Genomic DNA, 19663 nt, shown 5'->3' on the forward strand with positions numbered 1-19663 from the left:
GGCGTCTTGTCATTTGGTTTCGGGTTTTCCGGCAGGCTGTTCCCGCTGCGGTTTGTCGTTGTCTTTGCTCCTGTTGTACAGGAACCGTTTGATCTTGTGCGTCGGAGTCTTTGCGAAATCGTCCTTTTCCTCGACCACCTCCGAAATCCGCGAGAAGCGGTTAACCTTGGCATTCACGAAATCCATGATCTCCTTCTTGAGCTGCTCGGTCTTGGCCTCCCAGGCCTCCTTCTTCGTCTCCCACTCCTCGCGCCAGTTGTCGATCATGGCCTCGATCTCGTCGCGGTTGAAATGCACCAATGCCACGAGGCGCCCCTCCTGTTCGGTGACGATCGAATCGGCGATATATACGTGCGAATTGAGTACGGTTTCGATATCCTCAGGATAGATGTTCTCGCCGCCGGGGCCTACGATCATATTTTTCAGGCGCCCCTTGATATAAAGCCAGCCGTCCTTGTCGAACTCGCCCAGATCGCCCGTGCGGAACCAGCCGTCGTCGGTAAAGACCTCCTTCGTCGCCTCGGGGTTCTTGAAATACCCGAGCATGACGCTGGGCGTCAGCGCCACGACCTCGCCCTGCCGGGTGTCGGGGTTGATATTCTCCAGGCGCAACTGCACACCCGGCGCCTGGGGCCCGGTCGAGCCGAGGCGCACCTGCGAAGGTGCGGCGCCCGCAAGCAGCGGCGCGGTCTCGGTGAGCCCGTAGCCGATGGCATAAGGCACTTTCGCCTCCAGCAAGAACTTTTCGGCACCGCCGTCGAGTTTGGCGCCCCCGATGCCGAGGAACCGCAGCCGCCCGCCGAAGAGCTTGAGCAGTTTCTTGCCCGCGACGCGGTGGAGGTAGCGGCGCAAGAATCCCACCTTATAGAGCGTACGCCAGAAACCATTGGAATTGAATTTGGCCAGCACCTGGTGGCGGTAGATCTTCTCGATGATGAGCGGCACGATCAGCATGACCGAGGGACGCACGGCACGCAGCGCCGGCATCAGTGCCGAGGCCGTGGGCGGACGGTCGAGATAAACGACCCTGGCACCCATCGAGAAGGGATAGATCATGCCGATGGAACATTCGTAGGTGTGCGAGAGCGGCAGCACCGAGAGGAATACGTCGTCGGGCAGTACGGGAAAGATGCCCGACGAAATCCCGACCTGGGCGCAGAGTGCCGCGTGGGTCAGCATCACCCCCTTGGGCTTCGAGGTCGTACCCGAGGTATAGATGATCACGGCCAGGTCATCGGGCTTCGGCACGGCCATGGTGCCCTCCCCCCTGACCCGCTGAGCAATGACGCCCAGGTTCTTGGTGCGCACCACGACGTTCAGCCGTTCAATGGTCTGTTTCGAGAGTTTGGTAAAGAGCCGGTCGGAAACGAGCAGGGCCTTGGCTTCGGAATGCGCGATGATCATGTCGAGTTCCTCGCCCGAAAAATCGGGCAGGATCGGCACGGCGACCATGCCTGCCGAAGTAACGGCGAAATAGCAGACTCCCCAGTTGGGCATGTTGCTGCTGAGCAAGGCAACCTTGTCCCCGGCACGGAGCCCCGCACCGGTAAGTATCTCCTGCACTTTTTCGATACGCCGGCCCACCTCGGCATAGGTCACGTCGTCGCCTTCGAACATCGAAAATGCGACTTTCGACGCGAACTTTTCCACGCTGTTGCGGGCCAGTTCGTAAAGTGTATTGATGGTCATAATACGTTTCGTTTTAACTACGTTTCAATAACGCGAAAGTTTGGGGCGAAATTACTAATTTCCGGTTAAAAATCACTATTTTTGAACCAAAATAATAAAATGCTCGACCATCAGTACATCAAAAAACTTGCCGCCGATGCGGGGTTCGACCTTTGCGGCCTGGCCCCGTGCCGCCACCTGGCCGAGAACGAGTCGATGCTGCGGGCATGGCTGGGCAAGTGCTACCAGTCGTCGCTGGCCTATATGGAGCGCAATATCGAAAAGCGTGCCGACCCGCGCAAACTGGTCGAGGGCGCACGCACGGCCGTGGTCTGCGCCGTGAGTTATAAAAACCGCGCGGGCGAGGGTTATCCCCCCGGGCACCGCACGAAAGTAGCCTCCTACGCCTGTGCGGCCGATTACCACACGACGATCAGGGGAATGCTCGGCAGGATGCTCGATGCACTCCGCGCCTCACGCCCCGATCTGTCGGGGCGGGCGTTCGTCGACACGGCCCCGCTGCTCGAAAAACAACTGGCCGTCGAAGCCGGGCTGGGCTGGATAGGCCGTCAGTCGCTGCTGGTGACACCCCGTTTCGGCACCTATGTCCTGCTGGGCGAACTGCTGCTCACGGACGATGCCGACGTCTACGACCCGCCGTTCGAAGGGTCGCGCTGCGGACGCTGCCACAATTGCATCGAAAGCTGCCCGACGGGCGCCATCGTCGCCCCGAAGGTGATCGACACGGGACGCTGTATCTCCTGTCACACGATCGAGAAGGTTCCCTCCGAAGGGATCGGCCTCGACGGCTGGATCTTCGGCTGCGACCGCTGCCAGAGTTGTTGCCCCCACAACCAGAAGGCCCCGATGCACACCAACCCGGCCTTCGACCCCGTGTTCGACCCGCTGGCGATGGACACCGAGGCATGGCTGGCGATGGACGAAGCGGAATTCGAAGCCCGCATGGGCACGACACCGCTGACCCGCAGCGGACTGGCACGCATCCGAAGCAACATCGGCAGAGAATAACCCCGCCCCGGCAACATCGCTGGGAGCAGCACCGTCCCGGAGCAAAGCGACTCGGAAGCAATCCTCATCCCGGGGAGGATGGATCACTCCTTCATGCACCGCACGGGCAACCCGAACCCGCGCGGGTCGGAGTAGCGCTGGTAGATACTGGCGCCCGTAAGGCCGAACACCCATGCCCCGAATGTATCCGAGGGCGCCGGGGCGCTTGACCAGTAATATCCCGACGGCGTAAACGAGAAGGTACCGTATTCGTCGTAACGGTAACCCACACCGGGGTAATAGGTCGTATTCGTACCGTCGTAGACGAAATTCCACCCCTGGACGAAAGAGCCCGTAGTGTTCACGTCGCCGCTGACCACCGTCGCAGTATTGCCTGTCTTGGTAAATGCACTGAAAACATAGGGGTGGGGCATCTTCCATCCCGGCGGACAGGGATCGAAGAGTGTTTTGGTCGTAGTCTGCCCCACGGTATAGCCCGTAGGGTTACCCCAGAGTTCATTGTTGCGGTAATCCGGCCCGTTGCCCTTGCCCCCTCCGTAATACCAGTCATAGGACGTCCCGGCCACGGTCGCGATAAAGAGGTCGGGATGCGCCGTGGCGTACCACGTATTGCCTACGTAGCCCACATACTGGCCGGGGGCACCCGTCGTTTGCACCGGACGCCATCCGTCGATGTAATTATGCGGTACGCTCTGCGCATCGAACACCACCAGCCCCCACGGGAAGGGGTCTTTGCGTCCCCACTGGTAGAGCGGCGCCCGGAACGACCGGGCGTAAGCGCCGTCCTCCTTGAAGATCGCCCCGAGGTTTCGATCCATCATGACGGCCGTTCCGGCTCCGTAAGCCTGTTCATAGGCCGGGTACATCGTATACGTTTCCGCCTGTGCGAGCAGCTCGTCATTGGTCTTGTCGGTAATCCAGATATGCCAGCTCCAGAGCGCCTCCGTAGCTGCGGCATCGGCGAAAAGCCCGATCACGGCATTTCCCCCGAGCGAAACGGGACGCCCCGAGAGGGAAAATCCGATTCTGCCGCCGGCATAGGAGATGCTTCCCGGTTCGATCAGATAGGGGTTGCTCTGCCACAGCAGGCGGGCCTCACCGCCAGAAAGCGAGGCCGAGAGCGTACGTCCCTCGAACTTCTGTACGGCCTGCAGCAAACCGTCGGTAATCACGCCGTTGCCGGCGACCGTCGCATCGAACGAATAGGCCTGCGAGGAAAGCGTGGCAATGTAGCAGTTGGCCGTCTTACCATCCGCCGTCAGGTCTATGACGGGTTGGCGCGCGGTTCCCGCGGCAATATCCTGTGTGATGACTTTCATCTGCCCGGAGCCGATGACCAGTCCCGGCCGCGAATAGGTCGCCGTATAACCGTCGGTCGTATTCACCACGACATAAACCCGGCCGTCGCCGCGCGAATAGTCGGCGGGATTCACCGTAAAATAAGTTTTTACGGGCGACGTCCCGAGTACGGGCGGCTCCGTAAAGGTCAGCCCGCACAGGTTGAGCTGCACGGACGGATAGGTATACGTCGCCGTATTGTTGCCCGCCGGCGCCGTCAGGTCGAACGAGAACCCGCCCGTCATATTGGCCATATCGGTCAGGGCACCGTTCGAGGCGACCGAAGCGGCGTCCGTATTGAAAAGCATTACCGAAGCGATGTTTTTTCCGGCCATTTCTCCCGATCCCGTCAGGTCTGCCTCGATGATGGCAAAAGCGTGCCTGAAAAGCAGGGCACCGAAATCCCCCGTGGCACTGGTCAAGGCATCGGCGACCAGGAAGTCGTAATCCCCCAGGTGCGACGAATCGCCCGTTGCCGCCTGCACCTGCTGCGACGCCAGCGTGAAACCCACGCCGGTCGCATCCGCGGACGTCTGTTCCGAATAGGGATAATAGGCATAGAGCGTGTACTCCGACGCCCCTTCCGCAAGGGTAATGTCTCCGCTGAAAAAACCTCCGGAAGCCGCTTCCTTCCCTTCGAAGGCCAAGGGGACATTCTCCGCAGTAAACGTGTCGCCGCTCTTGACATAGACGCCGATACGGTCGCCCGGCGACCAAAGCACATTATACCCGTCCGGCGCCAGTTCGGTGCGCGTCGACGGGACGCAAGCAGCGATCCGCACGTTGCGCGTCACCGTCCGCGACGGCAGTACATCCTGCAGGCCGTCGTCGGCGCAACCGCTCAGCAGCACGCAATAGGCCGCCACAATCCACGTAAACCTATTCATCCCAGTCCTCCCGGTCGAAACCTTCGACCTTTCCCTCTACCGAAGCCGCGAAACCCAGCCCGACACTGACGTCGAGCACCTCGGTTTCGGGTCGCATATACGATTCTCGTCCCATAATAAAAAGCTGATTTGCGCAGGACAACGCATATTCCGTACCAAAAAGAAGCGGGCCCCTTCCGGAGCCCGCTTACGATCGGCACTTACCCTCTTACTTGGAAAGTTCGGCCAGGGCAGCCTTGGCATTCTCGGCAGCCGGGCCGTCGGTCACCTGCTTGAAGGCGGCGATAGCCTGCGGCTTCATCTCCTTGGCATTGTAAGCGGCGCCCAGCAGGTAGTACATCAGGCTCTTGTCGGCCGGATCGGTCTGTACATCGGCAGCAGCCTGTCCCAATTCGATGACCTTGGCATAGTCCTTCTTGTTGGCATAAGCCTGCAGGCGGACATTTTGCGCCAGTGCGCTCTGGGGATTCTTGGCCAGCAGGTCATCGGCCATCTTGATGATCCCGTCGAAATCGTTGGCAGCCTGCATCTTGGCAACCATATTGTTAGTATAGAGCGCCATATCCTCCTTGGCCTTGGCGGCATCTTCGGCATATTTGGGGTGCGTCTTGGCAGCAACGGCCTCGTAGATTTCCATACCCTTCTCGTACTGCGACATGTCGCCGCTGCTCATGGCCATTTCGCAATAGCTCATCGCCAGGTTGAGCGCCATGCCCGTGTTGTCGGGGTCGGCGGCATAGCCCTTGGCGAAGATCTCCGACGCGGTGGCATAGTCCTTATTGTTGAAAGCGTCGCCGCCCTGTATCTGGTAAATCTTGGCAACCCAGCCGTTCGACTTGGCCATCTGGTTCATGTCGCCGTAAAGCTCGGCCAACTCGGCCGACTTCTCGAAGTTCTTCAGCGCCTCGTCGTAATTCTTGGTCTTCAACGCACCGCCGCCCAGCATGAAATAGCATTTGGGCAGCGTCGATTTTGCCGTAGCCACCATCGAAGCGGCGCTCTCGTTGTCCATGCCCTGGTCGATGACCTGTTCGAACTTGGCAGCTGCCTCGGTGAAATTCTTTGCCCCGAATGCGGCGGCCGCCTCATTGTAAATTGCCGTGACATCCTGCGCCGAGAGCGATACGGCCCCGAACAGCGCAATTACCGATACTAATAATTTTTTCATTCTCCTATTCGTTTTTTAAGTTCATGTATCCCGGGTTGCGGATACGTTGGATGCAAAAGTATGTTTTTTTTCCTTTTTTTCAAAATCTAAATGCGGCCTAATCGCGTAACCCGGCGAAAAAAGAGGTCATCAATGCCTCGCATTCCCCGCCGAGGATGCCGCGCACGACCGTCGTTTTCGGATGGAAGACCGCCTCGGAATAACGTCTGTAACCCTTCTTGGGATCGTCGGCACCCCACACCACACGCCCTACCTGTGCCCAGCCGATGGCTCCGGCGCACATAATGCACGGCTCGACGGTGACATATAACGTACACCCTTGCAGGTATTTGCCGCCGAGGGTCGACGCCGCGGCCGTGAGGGCCTGCATCTCGGCATGGGCCGTAGGATCGGAGAGCGTTTCGACAAGGTTGTGGCCACGGCCCACCACCGCACCGTCGGCTACAACTACCGCACCGATCGGCACCTCTTGTTCATTTAACGCTTTGCGGGCCTCGTTTAGTGCGAGGCGCATGAATTTTTCGTCGGTTTTCCGCTGTTCTTCCATTTCGGGTATTTTCCGCAAAAATAGACAAACTTTTACAAACGGCCTCGTCGGGCGGCGGATTATCCCGCGCAGGAGCCGCCGCGGCACGCCCCGCGCCAAATAAAAATCCCGGCCCGCGTTCCGTATTTCGCTTCTTTTATTTAACTTTGCGGGTTGCAAGGACAAAACAAACAAAAAATACAAACCCCTATGTACAGAACCCATACGTGCGGCTGCCTGAGAGCCGAAAACGTAAACCAGACCGTCACCCTCGCCGGATGGGTGCAGAAAGTGAGGAACCTCGGCGCCATGACCTTCATCGACCTGCGCGACCGCTACGGCATTACTCAGGTCGTCATCGAGGAGCACTCGCCCGCCGAAGCCCGCCAAACGGCATGCTGCGTGGGCCGCGAATGGGTCATCCAGGTGGTCGGCAAGGTCATCGAGCGGCAATCGAAAAATCCCAGGATGGCAACCGGCGACATCGAGGTCGCCGCCCAGAAGGTGACCATACTCCACGAAGCCGAAGTTCCCCCGTTCACGATCGAAGAGGTTTCGGACGGCGGCGACGACCTGCGCATGAAATACCGCTACCTCGACCTGCGCCGCCCGCCGTTGCAGCGCAACATGATCCTGCGGCACAAGATGGCGCAGGAAATCCGCCGCTTCCTCGACGCGGAAGGCTTCCTCGAGATCGAAACCCCCTATCTGGTCAACTCGACGCCCGAAGGCGCCCGCGACTTCGTCGTCCCCAGCCGCATGAACCCCAACCAGTTCTATGCCCTGCCCCAGTCGCCGCAGACCCTCAAACAGCTGCTGATGGTCGCCGGCTACGACAAGTATTTCCAGATCGTGCGCTGCTTCCGCGACGAAGACCTGCGCGCCGACCGCCAGCCCGAGTTCACACAGATCGACTGCGAGATGTCGTTCGTCGAGCAGGAAGACGTGCTGGAAATTTTCGAGCGCTGGGCCAAGCACATGTTCAGGGAGGTAATGGGCATCGAACTGGCTGAGCCGCTGCGCCGTATGCCGTGGATCGAGGCGATGGAGAAATACGGTTCGGACAAACCCGACCTGCGCTTCGGCATGGAGTTCGCCGACCTCACCGACCTTGCGAAAGGCCACGGCTTCCAGGTCTTCGACGACGCAGAATACGTCACGGGATTCGCCGCCACGGGCTGCGCCGCCTACACGCGCAAGCAGATCGACGCCCTCACGGAGTTCGTCAAGCGCCAGCAGATCGGCGCCAAGGGGCTGATCTGGATCCGCGTCGAACAGGAGGGCGTAAAATCGTCGGTCGACAAGTTCTACACGCCCGACGAGATCCGGGAGATGGCCGGCCGCTGCGGCGCCAAGGCCGGGGACATGGTCTTCATCCTCTGCGGCAAGAAGTTCAAAACGCTGACACAGCTCTGCGCCCTGCGTCTGGAAGTGGCCCAGCAGTTGGGACTGCGCGACCCGAAGAAGTTCGCGCCGCTCTGGATCGTGGACTTCCCGCTCTTCGAGTGGGATGACGAAACGCAGCGCTACTACGCCATGCACCACCCGTTCACCTCGCCCAAGCCGGAGGACGTACAGTATATCGACAGCGACCCCGGCCGCGTACGTGCCAATGCCTACGACTTCGTGTGCAACGGCACCGAAATCGGCGGCGGTTCGATCCGTATCCACGACTCGAAGCTGCAGGCCAAGATGTTCGAAGTGCTGGGCTTCACGGCCGAACAGGCACAGCTGCGCTTCGGGTTCCTGATGGACGCCTTCAAATACGGCGCGCCGCCTCACGGGGGCCTTGCGTTCGGCTTCGACCGCCTGTGCTCGCTCTTCGGCGGCTCGGACTCAATCCGCGATTACATCGCCTTCCCGAAGAACAATGCGGGCCGCGATGTGATGCTCGACGCCCCGGGCTGCATCGACCAGGCGCAGCTCGACGAGCTCTGCCTCTCGCTGGTAAAGCCGGAAGAGTAACGCCCGGCCGGGTTCCGTGCGATACAGGGTGCCGCCTGACGGCGGCACCTTTTTTTGCCTGCATCCACGGCACCGCATTTGCCTGTTCCGGGAAAAATACCTATTTTTGGATCATAAAACAACACGGATCATGTCAGCTCCCTTAGCCGAAAGACTGCGCCCCCGCACGATAGACGAATATATCGGGCAGGAGCACCTCGTGGGTAAGAACGGCGTGTTCCGCAAGTTCTTCGAAACGGGCAACGTGCCGTCGTTCATACTCTGGGGCCCGCCGGGCGTGGGTAAAACCACGCTGGCGAAGATCGTCGCCACGCAGCTCGACCGTCCGTTCTTCACGCTCTCGGCCGTCACGTCGGGCGTCAAGGACGTGCGCGAAGTGATCGAGTCGGCCCGCAAACAGCGCTTTTTCGACGCCAAGCCGCCCTTCCTGTTCATCGACGAAATCCACCGTTTCAACAAAAGCCAGCAGGATTCGCTGCTGGGAGCCGTCGAGCAGGGCGTCGTGACACTCATAGGCGCCACGACCGAAAACCCTTCGTTCGAGGTGATCTCGCCGCTCCTGAGCCGTTGCCAGGTCTACATCCTCAAATCGCTGGAGGACAAAGACCTGCAAACGCTGCTCGACCGGGCGCTGACGACCGACACGGAACTGAAAGCACGCCAGATCGAAGTGAAGCAGACGGGTGCGTTGTTCAAATTCTCGGGCGGCGACGCCCGCAAGCTGCTCAATATCCTCGACATACTGGCCGGGGCGACGGAGGGCAAACTGACGATCACCGACCAGTACGTCACCGACTGCCTGCAACAGAACATCGCCCTCTACGACAAGAACGGCGAGCAGCACTACGACGTCATCTCGGCCTTCATCAAATCGGTGCGGGGCAGCGACCCCAATGCCGCGATCTACTATCTGGCGCGCATGCTGGCCGGGGGCGAGGAGCCACGCTTCCTCGCACGGCGGCTGGTGATCCTCGCCTCGGAGGACATCGGGCTGGCGAACCCCAACGCACTGCTGCTGGCCAACGCCTGTTTCGACACGGTACACAAGATCGGCATGCCCGAAGCGCGGATCACGCTGGCAGAAACGACGATCTACCTGGCCACCAGCCCCAAGAGCAACTCGGCCTATATGGCCATCAACAAGGCGATGTCGCTGGTCGAGCACGACACCACGAACCGCCCCGTGCCGCTGCACCTGCGCAACGCCCCGACCAAGCTGATGGACAAGGCAGGCTACGGCAAAGGGTATAAATATGCACACGACTACGCGGGCAATTTCGCCGAGCAGGAGTTCCTGCCCGAAAGCCTCGCAGGGACGAAATTCTACGAACCCAACACCGGGAATGCCACCGAGGCGAAGATCGCCCAGCGCATGCAGGAGTTGTGGAAGGACAAGTATAAATAGTACATCGAAGATTTCCGGCGGCACGCGCGGCATACGCACGATTCCCGGCCCGGCAATCCGCATCAAGACTATAAAATGAAACGCATCGGCATCATATCCGACACCCACGGGACATTCGACGACACGCTGCGCGAATTCCTCAAGGACGTGGACGAAATCTGGCATGCGGGCGACATCGGCTCGCTCGAACTGGCCGACACGATCGCGTCGTTCAAACCCCTGCGCGCCGTCTCGGGCAACATCGACGGAGGGCTCACACGCCGCGTCTACCCTGATTTCCTCGCATTCGAATGCGAGGGCGTGCGGGTGCTGATGACCCATATCGGCGGCTACCCGCGCCATTACGACCCGCGCGCAGCGGCAAAGATACAGGCGCTGCATCCCAAACTCTTCATCGCCGGGCATTCGCATATCCTCAAGGTGGTCTACGATCCGGTTTACGACCTGCTGCATGTCAACCCGGGCGCAGCCGGCGAATACGGTTTCCACAAAGTCCGCACGGCCGTGCGGCTGGTGATCGACGGCGCCGACATGCGCGACATGGAGGTCGGGGAGTGGCCGCGGAAATAATCCGCCCCGAAGACGTACCGAAGACGCCCGCCCGAAAATACGCCGGAGAATCCACGCCGGGGCTTCATCCGATTAAGGCGGGCGCCGCAAAATTGCGGCGCCTGCCTTAACACTCCCGGCCGCAGATTATTCGGCGATCTCGATCCGCACCGGGCCGAGTATTCCGGCCTTCGTATCGCCGCGGTAGACCGTCGGCGAAGAGAGGAAGATATTGGCCGTCGTATTGCAAACCCGGATTTCGATCCGGTTGGCACCTTCCTGCAACAGTCCGGTCACATCGAAACGCCAGGGCGACGTCAGCCTCAAACCGGCCTCACGACCGTTGACCAGCACCCGTGCCGTCGAGACGACCTCGCCCAGGTCGAGTGTCACACGACCCGCGGGTTTCTTCGTCAGCGTAAAGTCCCGGCCGTACCACGCCGCACCGGAATAAGTACGCAAGGCATCATTACGGCACCAATCGCCGGCCGTATAGCGTCCCGCCCCGCAAACCAGCTTCACAGGGCCGTCTATCGCCGCACCGCCGGCATACCCGCGCTCTTCGGTAAGCGTCAGCGACACCTCCGCCGGAAGTTCGGCACGCCGGGGCAACACGGCACTGTAGGTTACGGCGCCGTCGCTGCGGCGTGCGACCTCGGCGACCCGGCATTTCCGGCCGTCGGCACGCACTTCGGGTTTCCGGCCGAAAGCCGTGAATTCCAGCGCCTCCAGCCCGGGCGCCGCCGTAAAGGTGAACCGCGCCCGCGTATCCGCCGTCTTCCGGCTGTCGAACGGCAGCAGCGCCCGGTCGCCGCGGAACTTCATCCGCAACGGGGCCTCGGCCAGCGTCTCGGGCGCGATGTCCGCCGCACCGTCGCGCAGGGCGAACCGCGCCGTGCCGAACGAATCGTAATGCAGCACGATCTCGTTGATGCCCTGCTTCAGGGCGACCTGCGGCGCAGGCTCCCGCCGTTCCCCGCCGACATAGAACCCCACGGGCTGCATCCCGCCCCATTCGGCGTCGTACAACCCGTCGCGCGGGGCATCCACGCAGGTGTAAAGGTAATAATCCTTCATTCCGGATGCCTCGGCCTTGCGAACCATGCCGTTGAAAGCCCGTTCGGTCGCACCCAGGCGGATGAAATCGTCGTACATCTCCGCCTTCAGGCCGTGCCAGCCCTGATGCCCGAAGTCGCCCTCGACGCCCCAGCGCCATGAGAACGCATAGGGCTGCCAGTCGTACCGCACGCCGGCTGCCTCCACGCCCGACGCCGTGCCGGGCAGGTTGTCCAGCACCGTCCGTTCATCCACCGAGGCGGGTACCGCTCCCAGAAGCATGAACCGCTCTCCGAAGGTGAACCGTCCGCGGCCTTTCCGAGCCTCGCCGCCGAGCCGTTCGTATTCGGCATCATAAATACAGGCACTGATCTTTTCGTCCGTCCCCGGCCACTGGTAATCGCCGAAATGGTTGTCCAGCAAGGGTTCCAGCCGGAAATCCCACTCCCCGCCGAGGTCGATCCGCTGCGTGCTCCCCGCGCCGGCGGATTCCGCCCCGACCTCCGCATCGCGGGAAGGGTCGAAGAGGATCAGCTGCATGTCCGTACGCTCCAGCGGCATCACCACCTCGGTTCCGGCATCCGTGACGGCGGCAACCCGCAGCGGGCGTTTCCCGCCCGTCCACGGATCCCACAGCTCCGCGGCTCCCCATGCGCGGAAACGGCACGTTGCGCCCCGCCCGACGTTATAGACCGCAAAGAGGTCGCGGCCGCCGATGCGGCGGTGCATGACGTAAGGGGTCGGATTGCCCGTCTTTTGCTTGGCAGGATGCGCCCCGGCATCCGTTGCCGGGCGGAGCAGCGTGAAATCACGCTGCGTATTGCGGTCGATGAGCGCGATCGCATCCGCCGGGTCGCCGATACGGAAAACCCGGTCGTGCCCGCCCCCGAAGAGATCCGCCACCAGTTCCTTCAACGCCCGGCCGCCGCGCCCCTCCTTTTCAGAGGCCTCCGGCAGCGGGCCGATATTGATGACCATGCCGCCGTCGCGGACGAAGTCGCGCAGTTTTTCGAGCGACAAGTGGCGGATCGCCCGCATGGCGGGAACCACGACCACGCCGAACGACTCCCCGGCCACATGCAACCGACCGTCGCGCACCTCGGCCCGGCCGAGCGATTCGTAATCCATGAAGTCGAAGTCGATGCCGTCGCGGTAAATCGCCTCCCCGGCGGCAAAGGCGGCTTCGACAGCCTCGTTGCCGTACCCGGCCACCACCGGCTCGACGGGATAGAGGATCGCCACGTCGGCGACGTGGTATCCCTGCGACAGGATATAACTCAGGCGCTCGGTACACTCCAGCAACCCGTCCATCTCGTCCCAGTAAGGCTCGTGGAAATGGTTGCAGGGCGCCGCCCACTCCCACCAGCCCCCCATAGTCGTATAGTAAAGCCCGTGCAGGCTCAGCAGGTTCTGCCCCATGGCGAAATTGGCGAAGATCGCATCGGTCAGCTGCGCCGAGTTGGTCGACCACTCGCTGCTGTGAAAACCTTCGAGCCAGACGCGCTGGCGTTCGTAGAGGTGCGAGATCGACGAGGCGACCTTGTTTTTAATAATGTCCTTCTGCAACATCGGCTGGTCGCAGCCCGGAGCCTGGTTCCAACGCTGGGTACGGAAATAGTCGCCGAACTCGCCCACGTCGCGGCCACGGCCGCCGTGGTCGCATCCGAAAAGCAGCCCGCGCCGCTGGTGCCACTCATAGACGGGGATGAAGAAGTTTTCCTCGCTCAGCGCCACGCGCACGTCGTTATAGTCCATGCGTACCTTGACCGAACCGTCACCCAGGTCGACGAACAGCGCGTCGATCTGCGGCAGGATGTCGTATCCCTTGCGGCGCATGAACTCGTCGCGGAAAATATCGTTCCAGATATTGCCCTGCAGGTTGAAGTTCAGCTCATCGGAGAAAAAGAAATTGAGCCCCGTTTCCGATTCCCCGGGGAAACGGTCGGCAAAACATTGGAAAAAGTGCCGCACGTAACTGTGCCCCGCCCGAGGGTGCATCGGATCGAGCGAAGGCAGGCGCCGCTCGGCCTTCACTTCGGCCACGAGAGCCCGCGGCCAGGGGTTCTGCCACTCGACCCCGTCTGGCCCCATTTCCGGCAACAGGTCGACCGGCGCCCCGTCGATCCGGCCCCGGGCATCGAGCGGGTAAGCGTTCAGCGAAAGCGGCCGCTGCGCATAAGCCCGCGAGAAACGCTCCCCGCGGCCGAGTTCCAGGCTGTCGAAATGCAGTTCCGAACCGTTGAGCGTCGGGTCTTCGGCCAGCATCTCGTCCACATAGGAGCCCTGCCCCACGCCCAGCGTATAGTCGCTCAGGCTGACGGTCATACCGCGTTTGCCGGCCTCGGTCATGAACCACCCGAAAAGCTCCCACCACGCCGGAGTGAAGAGGTCGGGCTTCGAACGAAATGTCCTGCCGTAGGTGATGCCGCCCGTATCGGTGTGGCAATAGTTGATCTGCAGGCTGCTGATCCGTTTCCGTGCCAGCATGTCGAGCTGCCAGGCGAGATGTTCGCGCGTGAGCGTGTCGCCGATCCACCAATAGAAGGGCACCTCGCCGTAACCTGCCGGCGGGGTTCGGAACCCCCTTTCGAGGTCTATATTCCCCGAACGGTCGGGATAGCCCGGTGGCAGCGGGCGCGGCGGTTGTGCAAAGGTCATGGCGGCGGCGAGCGCCAGCAGAGGGATCAGTATCCGTTTCATATTCTTTTCGGGTTGAAGTCGGTTGTCAACAGCCCCGGACGGGCCTTTTCCACAAAAATACAAAATTAAAAATACAAATAAACAAGGCCAGCACAATAAAAACACATACGTCCCGTTTTATAGTCGTGATAATAATTATCTTTCAGAGAGATAATACGCTGGAAAAATTTACATCCGGTTTCGGCAGGGTATCGGTACGGCTTTCAGCCATCGTATCAAAAATAAAACATTCCGAATCATAATTGTATAACGGCAACTGACGCCCGGCACCGGCCGGCAACAGGCAACTAATCCCGGCGCAGTCGGTATATCCCGCACAAGAAGCCGTCCGGTACAGAGCCGCCCGGCACCGCAGGCAGCCCCGGTAACCAAAGCCGGCGAACCCCGCCCCCGCAAGAGCTCTTTCCGGCACCGGCCACAGGGAGCCTATCCTGCCTCCGTATACCCTTTCCATAGTACCGGAACTATCCTTCCGGGGGAGCATCTTCTCCCTGCGAAAAAGGCCGGAAACCCGTTCAGAACACATCCAAGCCCGTTTCCAGCATCGCACACCGAGAATTTCAGCCGCACAATCCACTCAGGGACAATGCAATAAATACCGCTCAACAAGTTAACATAATATTTAACAATAACATGCCGTTAGATAGGCGAAGAATCAAAAGTTAGACTATTAAATTTCATGACGACGCAACATGCAAGTAAAAATTTCAAAGACGCTCGAGGGCATCATCGCCCGCGCGGCGTTTAATACGACCAAAGCAGGAATCGACCACTCGTTGAAGGATTTTCTCATGCTGGAGATGCTCCGCGAAGAGGGATCGCTCGCCTACCAGCTTTTATCCTCCCGCCTGAAGGACTGGGAGCTCTACCAGGTACGCCTGCGCATCGAACGCGAGGTACTCGGGGCAGGGCGGCGCGAAAACACGGGCGCCGAAGAGTTTTACCGCGCCTTTACCGACGAACTGTGCGCCGTATCGGGCGCCGTGCGGAGCGTCTCTACGGCCCACGCACTGCGGGCCATCGTCGGCGACCGCTCGACCGCGACATCGCGCGTACTCGAAATGTACGGCATCACGGGTGAAGTCGTATCCGAGGACATCAAGAAATTCGCCGCCGGCGACGATTTCCGCACGGAGATACAGGTACACATGCTCGATTTCAGCGAGGAAAACAAACCCGAAGAGAAAAACACATCGCACGTGCTCGACAAGTTCGGCGTAAACCTCACGCAGATGGCCCGCGAGGGTAAAATCGACCCCGTCGTGGGGCGCGAGCAGGAGATCGAACGCGTAGTCCAGATACTCTCGCGCCGCAAGAAGAACAACCCGATCCTCATCGGCGAGGCGGGCGTGGGCAAGAGCGCCATCATCGAAGGGCTGGCTCTGCGCATCGCAGGCGGCGAGGTGCCCTACACCATCGCCGACAAGACGCTCTTCTCGCTCGACGTATCGTCGCTCGTGGCGGGCACGAAGTTCCGCGGCGAATTCGAGGAGCGCATGCAGCAACTGCTCGACGAACTGCGCAAAGCCAAGGACACGATCATATTCATCGACGAGATACACACCATCGTGGGTGCCGGTTCGACACAGGGCAGCCTCGACACGGCCAACATCCTCAAACCGGCACTCGCACGGGGCGAACTGCAGACCATCGGCGCCACGACGCTCGACGAATACCGCGAGAACATCGAAAGCGACTCGGCGCTCGAGCGCCGGTTCCAGAAGGTCGTCGTCGAGCCCACGACGCCCGAGCAGACGCTCCAGATCCTGCGCAACATCGCCCCCCACTACGAGCAGCACCACAAGGTACGCTATACGGAAGAGGCGCTGCAAGCCTGCGTGGAACTCACCGGGCGCTACATCACCGACCGCTTCTTCCCGGACAAGGCGATCGATGTGCTGGACGAGGCGGGCTCGCGCATACACCTGCAATCGGCGCGCGAACCGGCCGAACTCCGCCAGATGGAAAGCGCACTCGACCAAGTGCGGCGCGAACGCCGCGAGGCGGTCAAAGAGCTGGTCTACGAAAAGGCCGCCTCGGCACGCCTGCGCGAAATCGCACTCCGTTCGAAACTGGGCGAAAGCCGCAACGAATGGCAGCGGTCGCTCGAAACCAACCCCGTGGAGATCACGGCCGAGCATATCCAGCAGGTCATCACCTCGATGACGGGCATCCCCGCCGAGCGCATTTCGGGCGGAGAGATGACCCGCCTGCAAACCCTCTGCCAGCACCTTTCGCAGCGGGTCGTAGGGCAGCAGGAGGCCGTCGAGAAGATCTCGCGCACGATCCGCCGCTCGCGGGCCGGGCTCAAGGACGAGAACCGTCCGATCGGGGTATTCCTCTTCGTCGGCCCCACGGGGGTAGGCAAGACGCTGCTGGCCAAGGAGGTCTCGAAATGGCTCTTCGACGAACAGCGCGGACTGATCCGCATCGACATGAGCGAATACAGCGAGAAGCACAACGTCGCCCGGCTGATCGGCTCGCCACCGGGTTATGTCGGCTACGGCGAGGGCGGCCAGCTCACCGAGACGGTACGCCGCCAGCCCTATGCCGTGATCCTGTTCGACGAGATCGAGAAAGCGCACCCCGAGGTCTTCAACACGATGTTGCAGATCTTCGACGAGGGACACCTCACCGACGGCTCGGGCCGCAAGGTGGACTTCCGCAACACGATCATCATCATGACCTCGAACGTCGGGTCGCGCGACGTGGTCAAGAAATCGGTGCAGGTAGGTTACAGCACCGTATCGAAGAGTGCCACAGCCTCCGCGACGCCCCGGTGCGAATACCGCAAGGCACTCGAGCAGACCTTCGCCCCGGAGTTCCTGAACCGGATCGACGACATCGTATTGTTCCGCACGCTGGAACTGAGCGATGTGGAGCGGATCATCGAACTGGAATTGCAAGGGCTCTTCGAACGCACGCGCCGCCTGGGCTACAAGGTGAAGATCACCGACGGAGCCAAGCGTCGCCTGGCGGCCATGGGCTACGAATCGCGCTATGGAGTCCGCTCGCTCAAACGTACGCTGATGGACAACGTCGAGGAACCGCTTTCGACGCTGATCATCGACGGCAAACTCCACGAAGGCGACACGGTCGTCGTCGAGTCGGACAAATCGCACGGCGTAAAGCTGCGGGTGGCATGACTCCCGGACGGTTCAGACCCGTCCCGTTAAAAGAGACCGGCTTGCAACCGGTCTCTGTTTTTATGTTTGCTATTTTTTAAATGATAATTCCCCGAAAGATTTTTTTTCATAAATTTGTCCGAATTTAATATTGTTTCACGACACCGACATGCGTCAGATTCTCCTGAAAGCCCTTGCGTCAGGGCTAATTATGTCCTTGTTTCCGTACGCTGCAATATCGGCGCCCCCCAAGCCGGCACATGCCGACAGTTTGCTTACGCTCTTACCGAAAACACCCGATGCCGCCGGCCGGGAACGTATATACGTCCAACTTGCCGACCTGAGCGGCGACAGCCTCGAACTGGCCGCACCCTATTGGGAAGCGGCACTCGCCGAAGCGCACAAGGCCGGGGATACCTACGGATGCAAAGATGCGCTGGACTTTCTGGTTCGCAAATTCGCCGACCGCGACGCCCGGCGGGCCGAGAAATACATCGCCCTCGCAGACAGCATTCTCCCGGGTTCCCGTTACGCCCTGTTCCGTTCATCGCTTTACGCCTACTACCTCTGGAAACAGATGAACGACAACAATTCGATCGAAACGGTAACGCGTGCGGTGGAAGAACTCAAAGGCAAAAACTACGATCGGCTCTCGCCCGAGGAGCGCATCGAATGGGAATTCCTGACAGGCCTGGCCATCGACTTTTCGTCGGTCACGACCGAAGCCTACGACAACATCGCCAAGGCGATCCCCTATGTGGAGCGAGCGCTGGAAAACCTCAGGAAATACCCGCTCGAAGAGCGTCTCCACCTGGAAAAGATTTGCCACGACGAACTTTCCGATCTCTATATGCTCTGCAAGGACAAGCGCGCCGAAGAGCAGATCGGGCAATGTATCGACCTGCACCGCAAATGGCTGGCGATGGACGACCGCTTCGAACGGCCCCACCGCGACACGACGGGCTACATGATGCGCGCCTATGCCAAAATGGTATACCTGCGCGACCTGATCTCCCGAGATAAGCTGAACGAGTATTACCAAAAATGCATCGGGCTGGCCCGCGCCAGAGGCGACATGGCGGAAATATACAGCACGAGCGCCCGGTATTATCAGTGTACGGGGGATTACGAACGGGCCGTGGCTTACATCGACTCGACCATAACCGTCTACAAAAGCAAAGGCATAAAAGCGGACTTAGCCCCTATCTATGCCACCCAATCCTATCTGTACGAAGAAATGGGCGATTATAAAAACGCCCTCAAAGCGGTGCGGACAACCAATAACATCCGCTTCAACGAGCGGGTAGAAGAGGCGCAGAGCAGTCTTGCCGAAATGCAGACCTTGTTCGAGGTGGGCAGGCTGGAATTCGAAAAGTCCCGGCTGACCGGCCGCATACGATTCATCGCCCTGCTTGCGGGCGGCATTCTGGTGCTGCTGCTCATCGGCTGGAGCGTCTACCAGTACGTCATGGTTCGGCAGCTGAAGCAGATAAGGCGGCAACTGACCGATGCCAACGAAGAGATAACCCGCCAAAGCCGCCGCGCCATGGAGAGCGAAAAGATGAAAACGGCCTTCATCAACTCGATGTGCCACGAAATCCGCACGCCGCTCAACGCAATCAACGGGTTTTCGGATCTACTGCTCGAAGGCGACCACGACCACGATACCCGGCGCGAATTCCGCGAACAGATATGGGCGAGCACGACCGCGCTGACCACCTTGCTGGAAAACATGCTCGAATTGTCGAGCCTGGTCAGCTCCGAAGAGCCCCTGCCGCTCGCCGAAACCGACCTCGGCCTGCTGTGCGCCGAACGGCTGCAAATCCAGCGCGAACTTTCCCAAAACCCGTCGGTAGAGTACGTCCTCAAGGGGGGGGGTCGCGGCACTTGCGTCATCCCGACCAATGAAACCTACATGACGCGCGTGATCGACAACCTGTTGCAGAACGCCGCCAAATTCACTGCTGCGGGTTCCGTCACGGTCTGCTGCGACAAGGACGACCGCACCCGCAAACTCCGCATCCGCGTAACCGACACCGGCATAGGCATCGCCCCGGACAAGCAGGAATGGGTATTCGACCGTTTCACCAAGGTAGATTCGTTCAAACCCGGGTCGGGCATCGGCCTGTACCTCTGCCGCCTGATCGTCACCCGGCTCGGGGGCGCAATCCGCGTATGCCCCGACTACCGCGCGGGCTGCTGCATCGAAATCACGCTCCCGTACTGACCTCCGGCATGGAATCCGCC

General features: G+C 60.5%; 12 protein-coding genes. 6 read left to right on the forward strand and 6 right to left on the reverse strand.

The genetic code is table 11. The annotated features are described in order from the left end of the window. Positions 1 to 9: 9 nt before the first annotated feature. The gene (locus B3C38_RS06275; RefSeq protein WP_055210967.1) at positions 10 to 1689 is read right to left on the reverse strand and encodes an AMP-binding protein; all 1680 of its coding nucleotides are present in this window, start codon (positions 1687 to 1689) and stop codon (positions 10 to 12) included. A 99-nt stretch (positions 1690 to 1788) separates the two neighbouring features. On the opposite strand from B3C38_RS06275, the gene queG reads away from it, so the two are divergent. Continuing rightward, positions 1789 to 2697: a tRNA epoxyqueuosine(34) reductase QueG gene (queG, locus tag B3C38_RS06280; RefSeq protein ID WP_286726329.1), complete on the forward strand. Its 909-nt coding sequence runs from the start codon at positions 1789 to 1791 to the stop codon at positions 2695 to 2697. An 83-nt stretch (positions 2698 to 2780) separates the two neighbouring features. On the opposite strand, the gene B3C38_RS06285 is transcribed toward queG, so the two are convergent. From B3C38_RS06285 to B3C38_RS06300, 4 genes are all read right to left on the reverse strand, one after another. Further along, positions 2781 to 4922 (reverse strand): fimbrillin family protein, encoded by a 2142-nt coding sequence (locus B3C38_RS06285; protein ID WP_286726275.1) that lies wholly within the window; start codon positions 4920 to 4922, stop codon positions 2781 to 2783. Beyond that, on the reverse strand, positions 4915 to 5037 hold the full coding sequence (locus tag B3C38_RS06290; protein WP_022332898.1) for a hypothetical protein: 123 nt from the start codon (positions 5035 to 5037) through the stop codon (positions 4915 to 4917). The genes B3C38_RS06285 and B3C38_RS06290 overlap by 8 nt, the downstream gene beginning before the upstream one ends. Positions 5038 to 5130: 93 nt before the next feature. Continuing rightward, positions 5131 to 6090 (reverse strand): hypothetical protein, encoded by a 960-nt coding sequence (locus B3C38_RS06295; protein ID WP_117507025.1) that lies wholly within the window; start codon positions 6088 to 6090, stop codon positions 5131 to 5133. 97 nt (positions 6091 to 6187) lie between these two features. Continuing rightward, positions 6188 to 6637 carry a nucleoside deaminase gene (locus B3C38_RS06300; protein ID WP_018694832.1) on the reverse strand — a complete coding sequence of 150 codons (450 nt, stop codon included), beginning with the start codon at positions 6635 to 6637 and terminating at the stop codon, positions 6188 to 6190. A gap of 189 nt (positions 6638 to 6826) precedes the next feature. On the opposite strand from B3C38_RS06300, the gene aspS reads away from it, so the two are divergent. The 3 genes from aspS to B3C38_RS06315 all read left to right on the forward strand — a co-directional run bounded on the left by aspS (position 6827) and on the right by B3C38_RS06315 (position 10556). Next, positions 6827 to 8581, forward strand: coding sequence for an aspartate--tRNA ligase (aspS, locus tag B3C38_RS06305; protein WP_018694831.1), 1755 nt, complete (start codon positions 6827 to 6829; stop codon positions 8579 to 8581). A 130-nt stretch (positions 8582 to 8711) separates the two neighbouring features. Continuing rightward, entirely contained in the window at positions 8712 to 9986 is a 1275-nt protein-coding gene (locus B3C38_RS06310; RefSeq protein ID WP_022332896.1) for a replication-associated recombination protein A, read from the forward strand. 75 nt (positions 9987 to 10061) lie between these two features. Then, on the forward strand, positions 10062 to 10556 hold the full coding sequence (locus tag B3C38_RS06315) for a metallophosphoesterase family protein (protein ID WP_022332895.1): 495 nt from the start codon (positions 10062 to 10064) through the stop codon (positions 10554 to 10556). Positions 10557 to 10682: 126 nt separating this feature from the next. Here B3C38_RS06315 and B3C38_RS06320 read toward each other — a convergent pair whose 3' ends face one another. Continuing rightward, positions 10683 to 14291 (reverse strand): glycosyl hydrolase, encoded by a 3609-nt coding sequence (locus B3C38_RS06320; protein WP_286726276.1) that lies wholly within the window; start codon positions 14289 to 14291, stop codon positions 10683 to 10685. Positions 14292 to 14983: 692 nt separating this feature from the next. Here B3C38_RS06320 and B3C38_RS06325 point away from each other — a divergent pair. Next, a complete protein-coding gene (locus B3C38_RS06325; protein ID WP_117507029.1) occupies positions 14984 to 17437 on the forward strand; it encodes an ATP-dependent Clp protease ATP-binding subunit in 2454 nt (817 codons plus the stop codon). Between the two features lie 250 nt (positions 17438 to 17687). Beyond that, complete coding sequence (locus B3C38_RS06330; protein ID WP_286726277.1) at positions 17688 to 19643, forward strand: tetratricopeptide repeat-containing sensor histidine kinase; 1956 nt, start codon at positions 17688 to 17690, stop codon at positions 19641 to 19643. The last annotated feature ends 20 nt before the right edge of the window (positions 19644 to 19663 follow it).

This window comes from Alistipes sp. UBA1686 (genome assembly GCF_002320215.1).
GTDB lineage: Bacteria > Bacteroidota > Bacteroidia > Bacteroidales > Rikenellaceae > Alistipes > Alistipes onderdonkii.

Excerpts from the sequence above, each read along its gene's own strand:
- B3C38_RS06290 (WP_022332898.1), bottom strand. The coding sequence starts at position 5,037 with ATGGGACGAGAATCGTATATGCGACCCGAAACCGAGGTGCTCGACGTC.
- B3C38_RS06300 (WP_018694832.1), bottom strand. The coding sequence starts at position 6,637 with ATGGAAGAACAGCGGAAAACCGACGAAAAATTCATGCGCCTCGCACTA.
- B3C38_RS06320 (WP_286726276.1), bottom strand. The coding sequence starts at position 14,291 with ATGAAACGGATACTGATCCCTCTGCTGGCGCTCGCCGCCGCCATGACC.
- B3C38_RS06275 (WP_055210967.1), bottom strand. The coding sequence starts at position 1,689 with ATGACCATCAATACACTTTACGAACTGGCCCGCAACAGCGTGGAAAAG.
- B3C38_RS06315 (WP_022332895.1), top strand. The coding sequence starts at position 10,062 with ATGAAACGCATCGGCATCATATCCGACACCCACGGGACATTCGACGAC.
- queG (WP_286726329.1), top strand. The coding sequence starts at position 1,789 with ATGCTCGACCATCAGTACATCAAAAAACTTGCCGCCGATGCGGGGTTC.
- B3C38_RS06310 (WP_022332896.1), top strand. The coding sequence starts at position 8,712 with ATGTCAGCTCCCTTAGCCGAAAGACTGCGCCCCCGCACGATAGACGAA.
- B3C38_RS06325 (WP_117507029.1), top strand. The coding sequence starts at position 14,984 with ATGCAAGTAAAAATTTCAAAGACGCTCGAGGGCATCATCGCCCGCGCG.
- aspS (WP_018694831.1), top strand. The coding sequence starts at position 6,827 with ATGTACAGAACCCATACGTGCGGCTGCCTGAGAGCCGAAAACGTAAAC.
- B3C38_RS06285 (WP_286726275.1), bottom strand. The coding sequence starts at position 4,922 with ATGAATAGGTTTACGTGGATTGTGGCGGCCTATTGCGTGCTGCTGAGC.
- B3C38_RS06295 (WP_117507025.1), bottom strand. The coding sequence starts at position 6,090 with ATGAAAAAATTATTAGTATCGGTAATTGCGCTGTTCGGGGCCGTATCG.